Source organism: Weizmannia acidilactici, assembly GCF_008974225.1.
In the GTDB taxonomy this organism is placed as follows: domain Bacteria; phylum Bacillota; class Bacilli; order Bacillales; family Bacillaceae_C; genus Weizmannia; species Weizmannia acidilactici.
In genome coordinates this window covers 33,519-48,922 of record NZ_BKZR01000013.1, presented here as the reverse complement: position 1 = coordinate 48,922, position 15,404 = coordinate 33,519, and the positions used below count along the sequence as shown (strand labels likewise).

Sequence of the window (15,404 nt, the reverse complement as noted above, 5' to 3'; positions counted from 1 at the left end):
AAAGGAAAGAGGAATCAAGTATGCCGGAATTGCCGGAAGTAGAAACAATACGAAAGACGCTGGAACAGCTTGTAACGGGCGAAACGATTAAAAAGGTAACCGTGCTTTGGCCGAAAATCATTAAAAGGCCGGAAATCCCGGAACAGTTTGCCGATGCCCTGAAAGGTGAGACGATCCGCTCGCTCGGACGGCGCGGCAAGTTCCTTATTTTTTACACGGATAAATATGCCCTTGTTTCCCATTTGCGAATGGAAGGGCGCTACCAAGTTTACGGCAAAAGCGAACCGGTGGAGAAGCATACCCATATCATTTTCACTTTTGCATCCGGAAAAGAATTAAGGTATAAAGATGTGCGCAAATTCGGGACAATGCATTTGTTTTTAAAAGGGGAGGAAATGGCGTCTCTTCCGCTTTCGCAGCTCGGGCCGGAGCCGTTTTCCGATGCGTTTGCCGAATCGTATTTGTACGGGAAATTAAAAAAAACCGAGCGGAATATTAAAGCGGTCCTGCTTGACCAGACAGTTGTGGCAGGGCTTGGGAATATTTATGTCGATGAGGCGCTGTTCCGTTCCGGCATTTATCCGGAACGGAAAGCAAAGTCGCTGACGAAAAAAGAAGTGCACCTGCTCCACCACGAAATCATCGAAACACTGCGTGAAGCCATTGATAAAGGCGGGAGCACCGTCCGTTCTTATGTTAACTCACAGGGACAGATCGGCATGTTCCAGCTGGAATTGTTTGTATACGGCCGGAAAGGGGAGCTCTGCAAAAAATGCGGCACCCCGATCGAAAAGATGGTTACAGCCGGCCGGGGCACCCATTTCTGTCCGAACTGCCAAAAGAAACGCAAATAATTTCATGAACATCGGCTAAGCCCCTTCCATACACTGATAGCAGCATGCGAAACGGGAGGGGCGAGGGCCATGGGGCTTCAGCTTTCAATATGGTTGTTGGCATTTGCCGTCAGTTTGGATAATTTCAGTACAGGTTTTACATACGGGCTGCGGAAAATGAAAATTCCGCTCAAATCTTTAATCATTATCGCGTTATGCTCGGGCACATCTTTATTTATATCAATGCTGTTCGGAAAAACATTACTGCATTTGATGCGGCCGGAAACGGCAAACCGGCTTGGCGGCGCCATTTTGATTTTAATCGGTTTATGGGTAATTATCCAATTTTTCCTGTCGAACGATGAAAAAGAAGATCCTGCGGAAAAGGTCGTTCTGAACCTTGAAATCCACTCTTTGGGCGTGGTTATCCATATTTTAAAAAAACCGACGAGCGCGGATTTCGACCGGTCCGGCATTATTACCGGAATTGAAGCGGTCATGCTCGGGATTGCCCTGTCGCTTGATGCGTTCGGGGCGGGGATCGGCGCGGCGATGATGGGATATTCCCCTTATTTGCTCAGCCTGCTCGTTGCCGGCATGAGTTTTGTGCTTGTGTCATCCGGCATCCGGCTTGGTAAACTTTTTTCCCATTTGCAGTGGATCCAAAAAGTCTCTTTTATTCCAGGCATCCTGCTCATTTTCATCGGAATTTGCAAATTTTAAAGTACATGATAAGTTGCGGGGGATGGACATGGCGAACATTATCGGATTAACAGGCGGGATTGCAAGCGGCAAAAGCACGGTTTCCAATATGTTGAAAGCAAAAGGTTTTACGGTGGTCGATGCCGACGTGGCCGCAAAAAAAGTGGTGGAACCCGGCAAACGGGCCTATGAACATATTATAAAAACATTCGGGAAAGGGATATTGCTTGAAGACCGTTCGATTGACCGGAAAAAACTGGGTGCGCTCATTTTCCAAAATGAAGATCTGCGGCTGATACTAAATGGAATCGTCCATCCGGAAGTCCAGGCCTGGATGGCGCGGGAAAAAGACCGGGCGCTCGGGGAAGGGAAAAAGACGGTAATCATGGATATCCCGCTTCTGTTTGAAAGCCGGCTCACCTTTATGGTGGAGCGTACCATTTTGGTATACGTGGACGAAGAAACGCAGTTAAAAAGATTAATGGCCCGCAACGGGTTTTCAGAAGAAGAAGCGCTGATGCGGATACGCGCGCAAGTGCCGTTAAAGGAAAAAACGGCGCTTGCCGATGCCGTGATCGACAACAATGGCGGCCTCGTCGAAACAAAACGGCAGCTGGAAAAAATTATATTGAAATGGAATTTAGAACCATGATCTTTTGCATCATGGTTTTTTCTATGGAAAAATGGATGAAATAACGCTACACCACTTAAAAAATATGATATACTAATTAAAGAATAATGGTTTAAAAAGTATGTCACTTATTATTTGAAGGAGTTGTACACTGTGGAAACGAAAATCGCGATTAATGGTCTTGGCCGTATCGGCAGGATGGTTTTCAGAAAAGCCATGATGGACGATTCTTTAAATATCGTGGCAGTGAATGCCTGCTACCCTGCTGAAACTTTGGCACATTTAATCAAATATGACACCATCCACGGCGTATTCCAGGGCGAAGTCAAGGGAGTAGGGGATACGCTCATTGTGAACGGAAAACATGTCCAACTGTTGGCAGAACGCGATCCGGCCAAACTGCCGTGGGAAAAATTGGGCATTGATCTTGTCATCGAAGCGACCGGCAAGTTTAACGCGCGGGAAAAAGCTGCACTCCATTTGCAGGCGGGCGCCAAAAAAGTGCTGCTGACGGCACCGGGGAAAAACGAAGATGTCACCATTGTGTTAGGGGTAAATGAAAACGTTTTAGATATCGACCAGCATCACATTATTTCAAATGCTTCATGCACAACAAACTGCCTCGCACCGGTCGCAAAAGTGCTTGATAAACAATTCGGCATTGTGAACGGCCTGATGACGACAGTGCATTCTTATACAAATGACCAGAAAAACATCGACAATCCGCATAAAGACTTGCGTCGCGCCAGGGCCTGTGCCCAATCCATAATCCCGACGACAACAGGCGCCGCCAAAGCTTTGGGCCTTGTCCTGCCACAATTAAAAGGAAAACTGCACGGCATGGCGCTGCGTGTGCCTACCCCGAACGTGTCCCTCGTGGATCTCGTTGCCGATTTGAAAAAAGAAGTAACTGTGGAAGAGATAAATGATGCGTTCAAGGCGGCCGCGATAGGTTCACTTAACGGTATTTTGGATTATACGGAAGAGCCACTCGTTTCTGCGGATTATAATACCAATCCGCATTCCGCTATTGTTGACGGGCTTTCTACGATCGTGATGGAAGGGAACAAAGTAAAAGTTTTGGCTTGGTATGACAATGAATGGGGCTACTCTTGCCGCGTAGTCGAACTGGCGCAGCTAGTTGCCGAAAAAATGGAACAGGCGGAAAAAATGAATATCGCATAATGGAAAGCCGGTGCGGTGTCCAAACCATTGGCGGTTTGAATGCTGCAACCGGTTTTTTATATACAGGCCATCCACGAGGCACTAAGGGATAAGAAGGCCGAGCGAACCCCGCAGCGGGCAACGCGGGGAGCCCCGCGGAAAGAAGCGGCTTTCGCAATGAGAACACGGCATAAATCAAAAAAACAATGATTGCATTTACCGGGCAAAATCAGTATACTATTTTCCGTGAACTTCTGATGAATCACGCATGAAAATGAAGTTAGGCTTTTTCATTGCGACTACTTAAAGGGTTAGGACCTCTTAGGACTAACTTTCCCCCGTGGTAGTGGCAAGTAAGTGACTTGAGTATTTTAGGTCGCTAAATTCATGTAAAGGGGGAACGATCATGGAAACCATGGGTCGTCATGTTATTGAAGAATTGTGGGGCTGCGATGCAGACAAGCTGAATGATATGGATTATATTGAGCAATTGTTTGTCGACGCAGCATTGAAATCGGGCGCTGAAATCCGCGAGGTCGCATTCCACAAATTTGCGCCCCAGGGCGTAAGCGGGGTCGTCATTATTTCCGAATCGCATTTAACGATCCACAGCTTCCCGGAACACGGTTATGCAAGTATTGACGTCTATACTTGCGGCCATTTGGATCCAAAAGTGGCAGCCAATTATATTGCGGAAAAATTGGGGGCAACTTCGAGGGAAACAATCGAGCTTCCGCGCGGTATGGGTCCAGTGAAAATGGACGTTGCAAGCAAAGCCAATAAAGGATGATGTTCGACGGGGTGATTTTTCATCCCGTTTTTTAATGGCAATAAGTTGTCTATTCGGCTTCTTTTATATATGATGGAGGTAAGAATGTATAGGAACGGAGTGTTAATATGAAATGTCCGTCTTGCCATAGCAACAATACGCGTGTCATTGATTCCAGGCCAGTGGACGAAGGGCGTTCGATCAGGAGAAGGCGCGAATGCGAAGACTGTTCTTACCGTTTTACCACTTTTGAAAAAGTGGAAGAAACCCCGCTGATCGTCGTGAAAAAGGACGGCAACCGGGAAGAATTTAACCGCGAGAAAATTTTGCGCGGGTTGATCAAGGCGTGCGAAAAGCGTCCGGTATCCCTGGAACAGCTGGAGAAAATGTCAATGGACATTGAAAAAGAAATCCGCAGGCAAGGCTACACGGAAGTCAAATCAAGCCTGATCGGGGAAATGGTCATGGACAGACTGGCAGAAGTCGATGAAGTGGCTTATGTCCGCTTTGCGTCCGTTTACCGTCAATTTAAAGATTTAAACGTCTTTTTGGATGAACTGAAAGAACTGCTGAACAAGAATGCTTAAACGGAGTGCCCTTTATGAAACAGATTTGGAACGAAATTCAGCCGGCAGACCGTTACCAGGTAGCGTTAAACGGTCTGCTGCAGGACTATGATCAAAAGGTCATTTCGCTTTTATACCAGCCTTTGATCGGGCCGCAATGCTACAGTCTGTATATGACATTGTGGAATGAAGTGGAAATCAACCGTTTATGGTCCGAAGACTGGAACCATTACCATCTCATGAATTTTTTATCAATGAATCTGTCCGACATTTATGAAGCCCGGCTGAAGCTGGAGGGCATCGGGCTGTTGAAGACGTTTATCAAAACTAGCGGCGATATCCGCACGTTTATTTATGAACTGCAGCCGCCCCTGTCGCCGGAACAGTTTTTCAACGACGGGCTGTTGAACGTCTTTTTGTACCGGCAATTGGGCAGGACGCATTTTCTGCGGCTGAAAAACTTTTTCTCAGACCGTGCCGTCGAACCTGGCGAATATCGGGAAATCACTCGCTCCTTCCAGGATGTGTATGCCGCAAAAATCGGCCCTGAAGTGCTGAATGACACCGAAGCGCAGGAACTGAGCCGGCTCGAAAAAAACCGCCGGTATATCGGGAAAAACTCTGCTTCAGCCATCAAAATCGAAAACACCCATTTCAATTTCGATATTTTGTATGCGGGTCTGCGCGATGCGGTCATCCCGCTGCGCGCCATTACGCCCGAAGTAAAAGAAGCGATTGTAAAGCTGTCGTTTTTATATGATATTAATGAATTGGAAATGAAACAAATATTATTGAGCGCTCTAACGCCTGAGCAGGAAATTCGGGTTGACGAGCTGCGGAAAACCGCGCGCGACTGGTACCAGATCGAGCACTCTGAAGAATTGCCGCGCCTCATTGACCGCCTGCAGCCGGAAATCTACAAGTCGGATGCCCGGGATGAAGGAAAGACGCAGGAAGAAAAATTAATCCATTACCTGGAGAATACGTCCCCGCGCCAGATGCTGATAGATTTTTCAGGCGGCAGCGAACCGTCAAAGGCGGACCTTACCGCCATTGAAGATGTTATGTTTGCCCAGCAGCTTCCACCGGGCGTCATGAATGTGCTCATCCAATATGTTTTATTCAAAACCGATATGAAACTGTCCAAGAGTTATTTGGAAAAAGTCGCATCCCACTGGGCCCGCAAAAAACTGAAGACAGTTAAGGAAGCGATGGAGCTGGCCATTAAAGAAGACCGCCAGTACAAGCAGTGGATGAACGACAAAGAAAACAGGGCCGCAACACGAAGGAAGCCGATCCGAACAGAAAAATTGCCGGATTGGTTTGAACAGGAAACCATAAATAAAACCGCAGCGGTTGCGGAAGACGGGGAAACGCTGGAGGAAAAGAGAAAAAGGCTTGAAAAAATACGCGAACAATACAAGAAAGGGTGAAGGCTGTGGAAAACATTAATGAGACGTTAAAAAGGCTTTCATCCAATCCAGGTTTTCGGCAGCGGTATGAAGAAATGAAGCGGGAAATTATCTCCCACCCCGAAATCCGCGCATTTTTGGACGAACACCGCGGCGAAGTCACCAGGTCGATGATTGAAAAAAGCTGGATGAAACTGTATGAATATATTTCGCAGGAAAAAAACTGCAGCCGCTGCAAAAGCCTTGACCAGTGCATGAATTTGATGAAAGGTTACGTTCCGGAGCTCGTTGTGCACAATGGCAATATTGAAATCCGCTATAAAAGATGTCAAAAGAAAATTTTGGAAGATGAACGAAATAAAACGCGCAAGCTGATCCAAAGCATGCATATGCCGAAAAGCATCCTTGAGGCGTCATTCGGCGATTTTTCGCTGGACCATCCCGGCCGCCTCGTTGCATATGATTTGGCCGTACGCTTTGTCCGCGAATACGAGCCTGGCAAAAAAATGAAAGGATTGTATTTATACGGCAAATTCGGCGTCGGGAAATCGTATTTGCTCGGGGCGATTGCAAACCAGCTGGCCGATATGAAGCAGGTTTCGTCTTTAATTGTGTATGTGCCGGAATTTTTCCGTGAAATGAAGGAATCGCTCGGTGACCATTCCACAGGGGAGAAACTCGAGATGGTCAAATCGGTGCCGGTATTGATGCTTGATGATATCGGGGCGGAAACAAACTCGAGTTGGACACGGGATGAGGTGCTCGGGCCGATTCTCCAATACAGGATGCAGGAAGATCTTCCGACATTTTTTACATCGAATTTTAACTATGAAGAGTTAATGTATCACCTGACTTACACACAGCGCGGGGAAGAGGAAAAATTAAAAGCGGCGCGCGTATTGGAACGTATCAAATACCTCGCCGTCCCTGTTAAAATGGAAGGGTTGAACCAAAGGGCATGACCCCTGTAAGAAAGAGCGGGGCCGGGCCCTTTCTTTTTTCCCTGCCTGCGTGCACAGCCTCTTCTATTTGTCCAATCCCTTTCATATACATAAGGTAAAACAGTGGAGAACGTTTTACCGTATGAGGGGGGCTTGGATTGGAATTCCTATTCAAAGACAAGGAAGATGCGCTGTGGGTAAAGGAATATTTTACAAGACAATGCGGCGGGGACGTGCAGATCCGGGAAGTGGCGCTGCCGGGGCAAAAAAACTACTCCCTTAAGGTTTCCGGCAGTGAACAGGAACTCAAACGGGCTGTCGTCGATTTTATTATACAGAAAAAGAGAAATGGGTGGATCCGCGGGCAATTAAAACATTTTTATTTTTTTCAGGCGGAAGAAGAACAAAACCGCATTCTCGAAATTGTTGTCGGCATGTTAAAAGGGGAGCGGCCGGAATTAACGGTTCTGGCAGGGGAAATTGATGAATGCCGGGAAATCGGGAAAGCAGTCGGGCCGCTGCTTGGCGGAGAAGGCACGCTGCCAATTGATTCTTTGCTGACATTCCGATTAAAGGCTTATTTCGATGCACTTGACAATTATGTCGGGATTGCCATCGATGAATATAAAATGGAACAGGAATACCAGATTTTTATTCAAAGCCTCCGGGATTATTTGAAACAAAAAGAGCCGAAAAAAGAAACGGTAAAGCTTTGCCTCGGAGAGCAGGCAAAATTTTACAATGAACAATTTCGGGAAATTACTAGGGAAGAGCTGGATGAAATGATTGACCGCAGGCTGCTTACCAACCATCCCGTTTATATTGATTCCGCCACGATTGCGCCGCTTTTGTCGATTTCGCCCGCAAAGATTGAAATCTACACGGATAACCCGGACCATGCGCTGATCCGGACGATTTGCAATATATTTGAAGAACGCGTGAACGTAAAAAGCCGGGCCCATTTCCTGCATGAACAGCATGCCGCCAACGAATAATTGTTTTCCATCCCTTGATTTTTTCGCCGCAAACTTCTATAATATCTTACATATTTGAAATGGCATGAAAAAGTCAATGTGATGATGGGGACAACAGTATTCTGTTACGGCCTTTCAGAGAGGAAAGCCTTTGGCTGCAAGCTTTCCGGCACGATTGAATGCTTACCGCCTCTGAACTTCAGCCGTGAACCAAACAGTAGCGGTTGGCGGAAATTTCCGTTATCAAAATGAAGCCGCGCTTTTTTAGCGTGGAAATGAGGGTGGAACCGCGTGTAACAAACTCGTCCCTTGATGAGGGGCGGGTTTTTATTTTTGTAAAGGAGTGGTACATATGGCAGATGTATTGAAAATGGCATTTCCTGACGGCGCAGTCAAGGAATTTCCAAATGGAACAACAACGGAAGATATTGCCGCTTCGATCAGCCCGGGGCTCAAGAAAAAGGCGCTTGCCGGAAAATTGAACGGAAAACTGATCGATTTGCGCACACCGATTAAAGAAGATGGTGCAATTGAAATCGTGACCCCGGAGCACGAGGATGCGCTTGAAATTCTCCGCCATAGTACGGCGCACTTAATGGCGCAGGCAGTACGACGTCTGTTCGGCAATGTGAAGCTCGGCGTCGGTCCGGTGATCGAAAACGGCTTTTTCTATGACATGGATTTGGATGTTTCGATCACGCCGGAAGACCTTCCAAAGATCGAAAAAGAAATGAAGAAAATTGTCGGGGAAAATCTCGAAGTTGTCCGCAAAGTTGTAACCCGGGAAGAAGCGAAAAAGCTTTTTGCAGACGATGAATATAAGCTTGAATTGATTGATGCGATTCCGGAAGATGAAACGGTCACGATTTACGAGCAAGGCGAATTTTTTGACCTGTGCCGCGGCGTCCATGTGCCGTCGACCGGAAAAATCAAGGAATTCAAACTGTTGAGCATTGCCGGCGCATACTGGCGCGGCGACAGCAACAACAAAATGATGCAACGCATATACGGCACGGCCTTCTTCAAGAAGGAAGACTTGGAAGCCCATTTGAAATTCCTGGAGGAAGCAAAAGAACGCGACCATAGGAAAATCGGGAAAGAGCTGGAACTTTTTACGACTTCACAAAAAGTCGGCCAAGGTTTGCCGCTCTGGCTGCCTAAAGGTGCAACGATCCGCCGCACGATTGAAAGGTATATTGTTGATAAAGAAGTAAAGCTGGGCTATGACCATGTATACACCCCGGTGCTCGGCAGCGTGGACCTGTATAAAACGAGCGGCCACTGGGACCACTACCAGGATGATATGTTCCCGGTCATGAAAATGGACAATGAAGAACTGGTGCTGCGCCCGATGAACTGCCCGCACCATATGATGGTGTATAAAAATACGATCCACAGCTACCGTGAACTACCGATCCGGATAGCGGAGCTTGGGCTGATGCACCGTTATGAAATGTCAGGTGCGCTCTCCGGCCTGCAACGCGTACGCGGCATGACGTTGAATGACGCCCATATTTTCGTGCGCCCGGACCAAATTAAAGAAGAATTCAAACGCGTCGTTGAGCTGATCCTTGCCGTTTATAAAGATTTCAACATTACCGATTATTCATTCCGCCTTTCGTACCGCGATCCGGAAAACACAGACAAGTACTATGACGATGATGAAATGTGGAATAAAGCCCAGTCAATGCTAAAAGAAACAATGGACGAATTCGGCTTTGACTACTATGAAGCGGAAGGCGAAGCCGCTTTCTACGGTCCGAAACTCGACGTACAGGTCCGTACCGCGCTCGGAAAAGACGAAACGCTGTCGACCGTGCAGCTCGACTTCCTGCTGCCGGAACGCTTCGATTTGACTTATGTCGGGGAAGACGGCAAACCGCACCGCCCGGTTGTTATCCACCGCGGCGTCGTGTCGACAATGGAACGTTTTGTCGCTTACCTGATCGAAGAGTACAAAGGCGCATTCCCGACATGGCTTGCGCCGGTGCAGATCCAGGTCATCCCGGTATCGCCGGACGCCCATTATGATTACGCGCGCAAAATTGCAGATGCGCTCAAAGCGGAAGGGATCCGCGTGGAACTCGATGCGCGTGATGAGAAATTGGGCTACCGGATCCGTGAAGCCCAGGTGCAAAAAATCCCGTATGCGCTCGTTGTCGGCGACCAGGAAGTAAACGAAAATGCCGTCAACGTCCGCAAGTATGGTGAGAAAAAATCGGAAACCGTTCCGTTTGAAAGCTTCCTTGCCAAAATCAAAGAAGAAGTAAAACGGTGATAACCAAAAAAATCAGGCCCGGAGACGGTCTGATTTTTTTGGTGTTTTGAAAAAAACTGTTGCAATCGCCGTGCAATTTTGATACGATATTTTCCGTTGAGCTAAGCCGCATCCAAGGCTGTCTGTACCATTTGACAGTACATGCATAACATGATATAGTATTGTGGTGGAATTGAATATAAGTTTGTGGAAAGAAGGAGCAGCCCGCTTCTCACCTGTTGACGCATTTTGTGCAGTTGCCAGGTTTGGATCAAGACGTTTATGGCTATGAATATGCTAAGCGCGGGTGCCTTTTCCTGCGCTTTTTTCGTATGCAGTGCGTTAAAGGGTATTTTCGCAAGCGATATATTCAATCGCGCTCGATCCGGAGCATGGGATTGGAAATAAACTTGGAGGTGGCTCATTATTAGCAAAGACATGATGGTTAACGAAGGCATTCGTGCCCGCGAAGTCCGTTTAATCGGCCAAAACGGAGAACAAATGGGGGTTAAATCCCGGAACGAAGCATTGGATATTGCTGCTCGCGCCAATCTAGACCTCGTGCTTGTTGCACCGAACGCAAAACCGCCTGTCGCCCGCATCATGGATTACGGCAAATACCGTTTTGAAATGCAGAAAAAAGACAGGGAAGCACGCAAAAAACAAAAAATCATCAACGTGAAAGAAGTTCGTTTGAGTCCGACCATCGAAGAACATGACTTTAATACGAAACTTCGCAATGCCATTAAGTTTTTAGAAAAAGGTGATAAGGTAAAAGCATCGATCCGTTTCAAAGGCCGCGCCATTACCCATAAAGAAATTGGTCAGCGCGTGTTGGACCGGTTTGCCGAGGCATGTGCGGAAGTAGGCACAATCGAGTCCAAACCGAAAATGGACGGACGCAGCATGTTCTTAGTACTTGCACCAAAAAACGAGAAGAAGTAATTGTTTGATATTTGAGGAGGACGACCAAATGCCAAAAATGAAAACTCACCGCGGCTCTGCAAAGCGTTTTAAGAAAACCGGCTCAGGCAGCCTGAAACGTTCCCACGCTTACAGAAGCCATTTGTTCGCAAATAAATTGACTAAACAAAAACGCCAGCTGCGTAAAGCGACGCTTGTATCCGCCAGCGACATGAAACGGATCCGCCAAATGCTGGACAATCAATAAGAAAACGAAGATTTAAATAGGAGGAAAATAATATGCCACGTGTAAAAGGCGGTACAGTAACCCGCAGACGACGCAAAAAAATCATTAAATTAGCAAAAGGTTATTATGGTTCGAAACACACTTTATATAAAGTTGCCAACCAGCAAGTGATGAAATCCTATATGTATGCGTATCGCGACCGTCGCCAGAAAAAACGCGATTTCCGCAAACTTTGGATTACACGTATCAATGCTGCTGCAAGAATCAACGGCCTTTCCTACAGCCGTTTAATGCACGGCTTGAAACTGGCCGGTATCGAAGTCAACCGCAAAATGCTTGCCGACCTTGCTGTTACCGACGAAAAAGCATTTGCTGAACTGGCAAACAAAGCAAAAGCAGCGTTGTAATGAAAAATGGGGCCTCCAATCCGGGTTGGGGGCTCTATTTTTTAAAATCAAAGATACCCTTATGCGTATTTAGGTACCAATCCATTGATATTTTGGGAAATTTCGTGGATATATTTAAAAATCCACGGATAAAACAGAAGCCGAAGTCGGGTTATTTGTTCTTCGTTGATCATTTTTAAGGGGAATACTTCGGTTTTTCCACAAAAAGGGGCAGGCGCCCCCAAAGTTGCCGCCTGCCATCTAAATTATAAATTTTCCGTCTGTTGTTTAATTTCTTCTTCGTTTAAAATGGCGTTTACCGCCTCCAAGTTGGCATGCTCATCAACGGATTCACCCGGCGGATATTCATTCAAGTCGGTTGCAATTGAAACTTCTGGGGTTGCCGGGATTTCCGGATGTTTTTTGCGAAATTTTTTCATGAAAACCCCCCTTTACGTTTAATGTGAGAAAAATTTTTCTTTTGTACATTTATAAACAGTAAAAGCTGGTCTTATTTTGTTATAATCATCATGGAGATATGCCTCCGCGTAATAAACAAAGCTTAAAAAGGAGCAGTGTCGGCATTGGACTATCATTTAAAAGTAAAATTATTGCATCAAGACGCGCAGTTGCCGCAAAGGGCCAATCTAGGCGATGCGGGGCTGGATTTGTTTTCCATTGAAGAAAAAGTCATTGCACCGGGAGAGGCGGAGCTGATCCGCACCGGCATCAGTATTGAACTTCCCCACGGAACAGAGGCCCAGGTCAGGCCTAGAAGCGGGTTGGCCTTAAAACATGCCGTCACGGTTTTAAACAGCCCGGGTACAATCGATGAAGGTTACAGAGGAGAAATTAAAGTGATTTTGATCAATCATGGAAAAAAGGCATTCAAAGTCGAAAAAAATATGAGGATTGCCCAGATGGTTATCGCACCGGTTGCTTCTGTGGTTGTCAGCCGGGTTGAAGCATTGACAGATTCGGAAAGGGGAGAAGGGGGATTTGGATCCTCGGGCCTTACCCGTTTCAATTAACAAAATTCATATCTTTCTAATTTAAAGCGCCGGCGGAGTATTTTAACGAAATTTTAATCTGGATAGGTTATAATGATGCCCTATTATAAAAATTAATTGTAGTTAATGGGGCATAATATGCAAGTGACTATTCATTTTATTAAAAATAAGATATTTGAGCTAAGTACAATCTTATGTTTTGTTTTGCCGCCGGCAGGCATATTTTTTATGCTGGTTTTAAGCTTGGCAGCACTGTACAGCCATATAAAAAATAAACGGCTGTTTCCTTTTTCTTTCATATCCTTATTCTTCCTCTGCCTTTTGGTTTCAACCGTCGGGGCAGCATTACAAATGGCAAAGCCGTTTCTTTTCATTGAAAGCTTGAGGGTTCTTTTCTACTGGGGAATTTATCTTAAAGTTATGGACACCGGCACAAGTGATAAGTTCAGGTTTTTCCGGTGGATCGTCATTGGCTGCGGCATATATGACATTTTAATTGGGTGGGTTCCCAAGCTGTTATCCGGGGAACCGGTACTCGCATTTCTAACCGGGACAGAATTGTTAGGTTACAAAAACTACAACAGACTGATCGGCAGTACCTACAATCCGAATTTTACGATGTTTCTGCTGCTGTTGGGGATCGCTTTTCTTTTTGCCGAAATGCTTGAGAATGCGGGCAAGAAACGTTGGAAAAGTTTCATTTGGAAAGTATTGCCGCTTTTCATTTTAAGCAAAGGGGTATTTGACACTGGATCGAGGGCCGGCGTTGTGGCAATGATTTGCATATATCTCATCTTCTTTTTCAGGCTGAATAGAGGCGTTTTTATTGCTGGCCTTATTTTCATTACGGCAGGAGCAAGAAAACTCACAACATTTATTCCGAGAAATCAATCAATTGCCGGTTCATTTTGGGACAGGGAAAAAATTTGGCTCCATTCCTTTGAACTTTGGGAAAACCATTTTCTATTTGGAACAACGCCAATTGGTTTTGAGCAGGCGTATGCCAGCCTGTTCCATAAAGATATTTTTCATGCTCATGATATTTTCATCGGATTATTTGTAGAATACGGGGTGATTGGCGGGATTGCTTTTTTGGCCGTATTCTTGATGGCGGCCTGCAAATTAAGTATGTTATTTTTTGTTAAAAAAAATTATAGATATTTAAATATCTTTCTTCTCAGCCTGCCGATCATTGTCTTGACCGGGTTTTTGGACGAACCGGTTTTTTCTCCCCAAATCGGCCTGCTGGCAGTTGTGCTTTTGTCGTATTGGGAGTGGTATACAAAATCGATGCATGTCCCGTTGAACATAAATTTAATAAAAAAAATTACTGTCCAATCCAAGAATTAATCTGGACATTCATGAAACATCAGCTGCTTAAGAAAGCTGATGTTTTTTACACTTTCATCGATTTCCATTATAATGGACATTGAATATAAATGAACATGGGGGGATACCGATTAGCACAATTAGATGAGACGCTGTCCATGCTGAAAGAGTTGACCGATGCAAAGGGAATTGCCGGCAATGAAAGAGAAGTGCGCGCCGTTATCAAAAAATATATAGAGCCGTATTCCGATGAACTGGACACCGACGGGCTCGGGAGCCTGATTGCGAAAAAAACGGGCCGGGTGGATGGGCCGAAAATCATGATCGCCGGCCATATGGATGAAGTCGGCTTCATGGTTACAAAAATTGACGAGAAAGGGTTCCTCCGTTTCCAAACGGTCGGCGGCTGGTGGTCGCAGGTCATGCTTGCCCAGCGCGTAACCGTTGTGACGGATAAAGGCGATATTACAGGTGTGATCGGTTCGAAGCCGCCGCATATTTTACCGCCGGAAGCACGGAAAAAACCGTACGAAATCAAAGATATGTTTATTGACATCGGAGCGACAAGCTGCGAAGAAGCACTTGAATGGGGCGTCAAACCGGGCGACATGGTCGTGCCATATTTTGAATTCACCGTTATGAAAAATGAAAAGATGCTGCTCGCCAAGGCTTGGGATAACCGCATTGGATGCGCCGTTGTCATTGACGTGCTGAAAAATCTGCAAAAAGAAAACCATCCGAATGTCGTTTACGGAGTCACAAATGTCCAGGAAGAAGTCGGTCTTCGCGGCGCCAAAACGGCGGCGAACAAAGTCAAACCGGACATCGCCTTTGCACTCGATGTCGGCATTGCAGGCGATACGCCGGGAATCAGCGAAAAAGAAGCGCTCAGCAAAATGGGCAAAGGGCCGCAAATTGTTATTTACGATGCTTCAATGGTGTCCCATAAAGGCTTGCGTGATACCGTTGTGAAAGTTGCCGAAGAGTTAAATATCCCGTACCAATATGAATCAATTCCGGGTGGCGGCACGGATGCCGGTTCCATCCATCTGGTCGGCAGCGGGATTCCGTCCTTGGCCGTGACGATTGCGACGCGCTACATCCATTCGCATGCCGCCATGCTCCACCGGGATGATTACGAAAATACGGTAAAATTGATGACCGAAGTGATTAAACGTCTCGACCGCAAAATAGTAGATCAAATTATTTTTGGATGAAAGTTATAAGTCGGGCACTTTTTCTTGTCCGGTTTTTCTGTATGCGGCGTGGAAACAGGGAAT

Annotated in this window: 18 protein-coding genes and 2 other annotated features; of the genes, 16 read left to right on the top strand and 2 right to left on the bottom strand. The window is 46.2% G+C overall.

The annotated features are described in order from the left end of the window. The first annotated feature begins 20 nt into the window (after positions 1-20). The 13 genes from mutM to rplT all read left to right on the top strand — a co-directional run bounded on the left by mutM (position 21) and on the right by rplT (position 11,806). Positions 21-854 (top strand): DNA-formamidopyrimidine glycosylase, encoded by an 834-nt coding sequence (gene mutM / locus GBH70_RS06690; RefSeq protein ID WP_151680314.1) that lies wholly within the window; start codon positions 21-23, stop codon positions 852-854. A gap of 69 nt (positions 855-923) precedes the next feature. Continuing rightward, positions 924-1,556: a sporulation membrane protein YtaF gene (ytaF, locus tag GBH70_RS06685; protein WP_151680313.1), complete on the top strand. Its 633-nt coding sequence runs from the start codon at positions 924-926 to the stop codon at positions 1,554-1,556. A 28-nt stretch (positions 1,557-1,584) separates the two neighbouring features. Further along, positions 1,585-2,187, top strand: coding sequence for a dephospho-CoA kinase (gene coaE / locus GBH70_RS06680; protein WP_151680312.1), 603 nt, complete (start codon positions 1,585-1,587; stop codon positions 2,185-2,187). 132 nt (positions 2,188-2,319) lie between these two features. Further along, a complete protein-coding gene (locus tag GBH70_RS06675) occupies positions 2,320-3,351 on the top strand; it encodes a glyceraldehyde-3-phosphate dehydrogenase (RefSeq protein ID WP_151680311.1) in 1,032 nt (343 codons plus the stop codon). Between the two features lie 385 nt (positions 3,352-3,736). Further along, on the top strand, positions 3,737-4,120 hold the full coding sequence (gene speD / locus GBH70_RS06670; protein WP_151680310.1) for an adenosylmethionine decarboxylase: 384 nt from the start codon (positions 3,737-3,739) through the stop codon (positions 4,118-4,120). A 107-nt stretch (positions 4,121-4,227) separates the two neighbouring features. After that, on the top strand, positions 4,228-4,686 hold the full coding sequence (gene nrdR / locus GBH70_RS06665) for a transcriptional regulator NrdR (RefSeq protein WP_151680309.1): 459 nt from the start codon (positions 4,228-4,230) through the stop codon (positions 4,684-4,686). A 14-nt stretch (positions 4,687-4,700) separates the two neighbouring features. Then, a complete protein-coding gene (locus GBH70_RS06660) occupies positions 4,701-6,098 on the top strand; it encodes a replication initiation and membrane attachment family protein (RefSeq protein ID WP_151680308.1) in 1,398 nt (465 codons plus the stop codon). A 5-nt stretch (positions 6,099-6,103) separates the two neighbouring features. Continuing rightward, complete coding sequence (gene dnaI / locus GBH70_RS06655; RefSeq protein WP_503827271.1) at positions 6,104-7,039, top strand: primosomal protein DnaI; 936 nt, start codon at positions 6,104-6,106, stop codon at positions 7,037-7,039. A 137-nt stretch (positions 7,040-7,176) separates the two neighbouring features. Beyond that, complete coding sequence (locus GBH70_RS06650) at positions 7,177-8,013, top strand: putative sporulation protein YtxC (protein WP_151680306.1); 837 nt, start codon at positions 7,177-7,179, stop codon at positions 8,011-8,013. 72 nt (positions 8,014-8,085) lie between these two features. Then, positions 8,086-8,305: a binding site (T-box leader), on the top strand. A gap of 39 nt (positions 8,306-8,344) precedes the next feature. Next, positions 8,345-10,270: a threonine--tRNA ligase gene (gene thrS / locus GBH70_RS06645; RefSeq protein ID WP_151680305.1), complete on the top strand. Its 1,926-nt coding sequence runs from the start codon at positions 8,345-8,347 to the stop codon at positions 10,268-10,270. Between the two features lie 185 nt (positions 10,271-10,455). Beyond that, positions 10,456-10,584 (top strand) — a sequence feature (ribosomal protein L20 leader region). An 88-nt stretch (positions 10,585-10,672) separates the two neighbouring features. Beyond that, positions 10,673-11,194, top strand: coding sequence for a translation initiation factor IF-3 (gene infC / locus GBH70_RS06640; RefSeq protein WP_172967491.1), 522 nt, complete (start codon positions 10,673-10,675; stop codon positions 11,192-11,194). A 28-nt stretch (positions 11,195-11,222) separates the two neighbouring features. Then, positions 11,223-11,420 (top strand): 50S ribosomal protein L35, encoded by a 198-nt coding sequence (gene rpmI / locus GBH70_RS06635; RefSeq protein ID WP_151680303.1) that lies wholly within the window; start codon positions 11,223-11,225, stop codon positions 11,418-11,420. 32 nt (positions 11,421-11,452) lie between these two features. Continuing rightward, positions 11,453-11,806, top strand: coding sequence for a 50S ribosomal protein L20 (gene rplT / locus GBH70_RS06630; protein WP_151680302.1), 354 nt, complete (start codon positions 11,453-11,455; stop codon positions 11,804-11,806). 245 nt (positions 11,807-12,051) lie between these two features. Here rplT and GBH70_RS16690 read toward each other — a convergent pair whose 3' ends face one another. Continuing rightward, the gene (locus GBH70_RS16690; RefSeq protein ID WP_172967489.1) at positions 12,052-12,225 is read right to left on the bottom strand and encodes a hypothetical protein; all 174 of its coding nucleotides are present in this window, start codon (positions 12,223-12,225) and stop codon (positions 12,052-12,054) included. A gap of 144 nt (positions 12,226-12,369) precedes the next feature. Between GBH70_RS16690 and dut the strand changes: the two genes are divergently transcribed. Further along, positions 12,370-12,816, top strand: coding sequence for a dUTP diphosphatase (dut, locus tag GBH70_RS06625; protein WP_151680301.1), 447 nt, complete (start codon positions 12,370-12,372; stop codon positions 12,814-12,816). A gap of 131 nt (positions 12,817-12,947) precedes the next feature. Here dut and GBH70_RS17130 read toward each other — a convergent pair whose 3' ends face one another. Further along, complete coding sequence (locus tag GBH70_RS17130) at positions 12,948-13,094, bottom strand: hypothetical protein (protein ID WP_253693575.1); 147 nt, start codon at positions 13,092-13,094, stop codon at positions 12,948-12,950. Positions 13,095-13,146: 52 nt separating this feature from the next. Here GBH70_RS17130 and GBH70_RS06620 point away from each other — a divergent pair, with 52 nt between their 5' ends. Beyond that, a complete protein-coding gene (locus GBH70_RS06620; RefSeq protein WP_253693573.1) occupies positions 13,147-14,145 on the top strand; it encodes an O-antigen ligase family protein in 999 nt (332 codons plus the stop codon). Between the two features lie 95 nt (positions 14,146-14,240). Continuing rightward, a complete protein-coding gene (locus GBH70_RS06615) occupies positions 14,241-15,341 on the top strand; it encodes a M42 family metallopeptidase (protein WP_151680300.1) in 1,101 nt (366 codons plus the stop codon). The last annotated feature ends 63 nt before the right edge of the window (positions 15,342-15,404 follow it).

Coding starts and splice junctions, on each gene's coding strand:
- mutM (WP_151680314.1), top strand. CDS start 21: ATGCCGGAATTGCCGGAAGTAGAAACAATACGAAAGACGCTGGAACAG.
- ytaF (WP_151680313.1), top strand. CDS start 924: ATGGGGCTTCAGCTTTCAATATGGTTGTTGGCATTTGCCGTCAGTTTG.
- coaE (WP_151680312.1), top strand. CDS start 1,585: ATGGCGAACATTATCGGATTAACAGGCGGGATTGCAAGCGGCAAAAGC.
- speD (WP_151680310.1), top strand. CDS start 3,737: ATGGAAACCATGGGTCGTCATGTTATTGAAGAATTGTGGGGCTGCGAT.
- nrdR (WP_151680309.1), top strand. CDS start 4,228: ATGAAATGTCCGTCTTGCCATAGCAACAATACGCGTGTCATTGATTCC.
- GBH70_RS06660 (WP_151680308.1), top strand. CDS start 4,701: ATGAAACAGATTTGGAACGAAATTCAGCCGGCAGACCGTTACCAGGTA.
- thrS (WP_151680305.1), top strand. CDS start 8,345: ATGGCAGATGTATTGAAAATGGCATTTCCTGACGGCGCAGTCAAGGAA.
- rpmI (WP_151680303.1), top strand. CDS start 11,223: ATGCCAAAAATGAAAACTCACCGCGGCTCTGCAAAGCGTTTTAAGAAA.
- rplT (WP_151680302.1), top strand. CDS start 11,453: ATGCCACGTGTAAAAGGCGGTACAGTAACCCGCAGACGACGCAAAAAA.
- GBH70_RS16690 (WP_172967489.1), bottom strand. CDS start 12,225: ATGAAAAAATTTCGCAAAAAACATCCGGAAATCCCGGCAACCCCAGAA.
- GBH70_RS17130 (WP_253693575.1), bottom strand. CDS start 13,094: ATGAAAGAAAAAGGAAACAGCCGTTTATTTTTTATATGGCTGTACAGT.
- GBH70_RS06620 (WP_253693573.1), top strand. CDS start 13,147: ATGGCAAAGCCGTTTCTTTTCATTGAAAGCTTGAGGGTTCTTTTCTAC.
- GBH70_RS06615 (WP_151680300.1), top strand. CDS start 14,241: ATGGGGGGATACCGATTAGCACAATTAGATGAGACGCTGTCCATGCTG.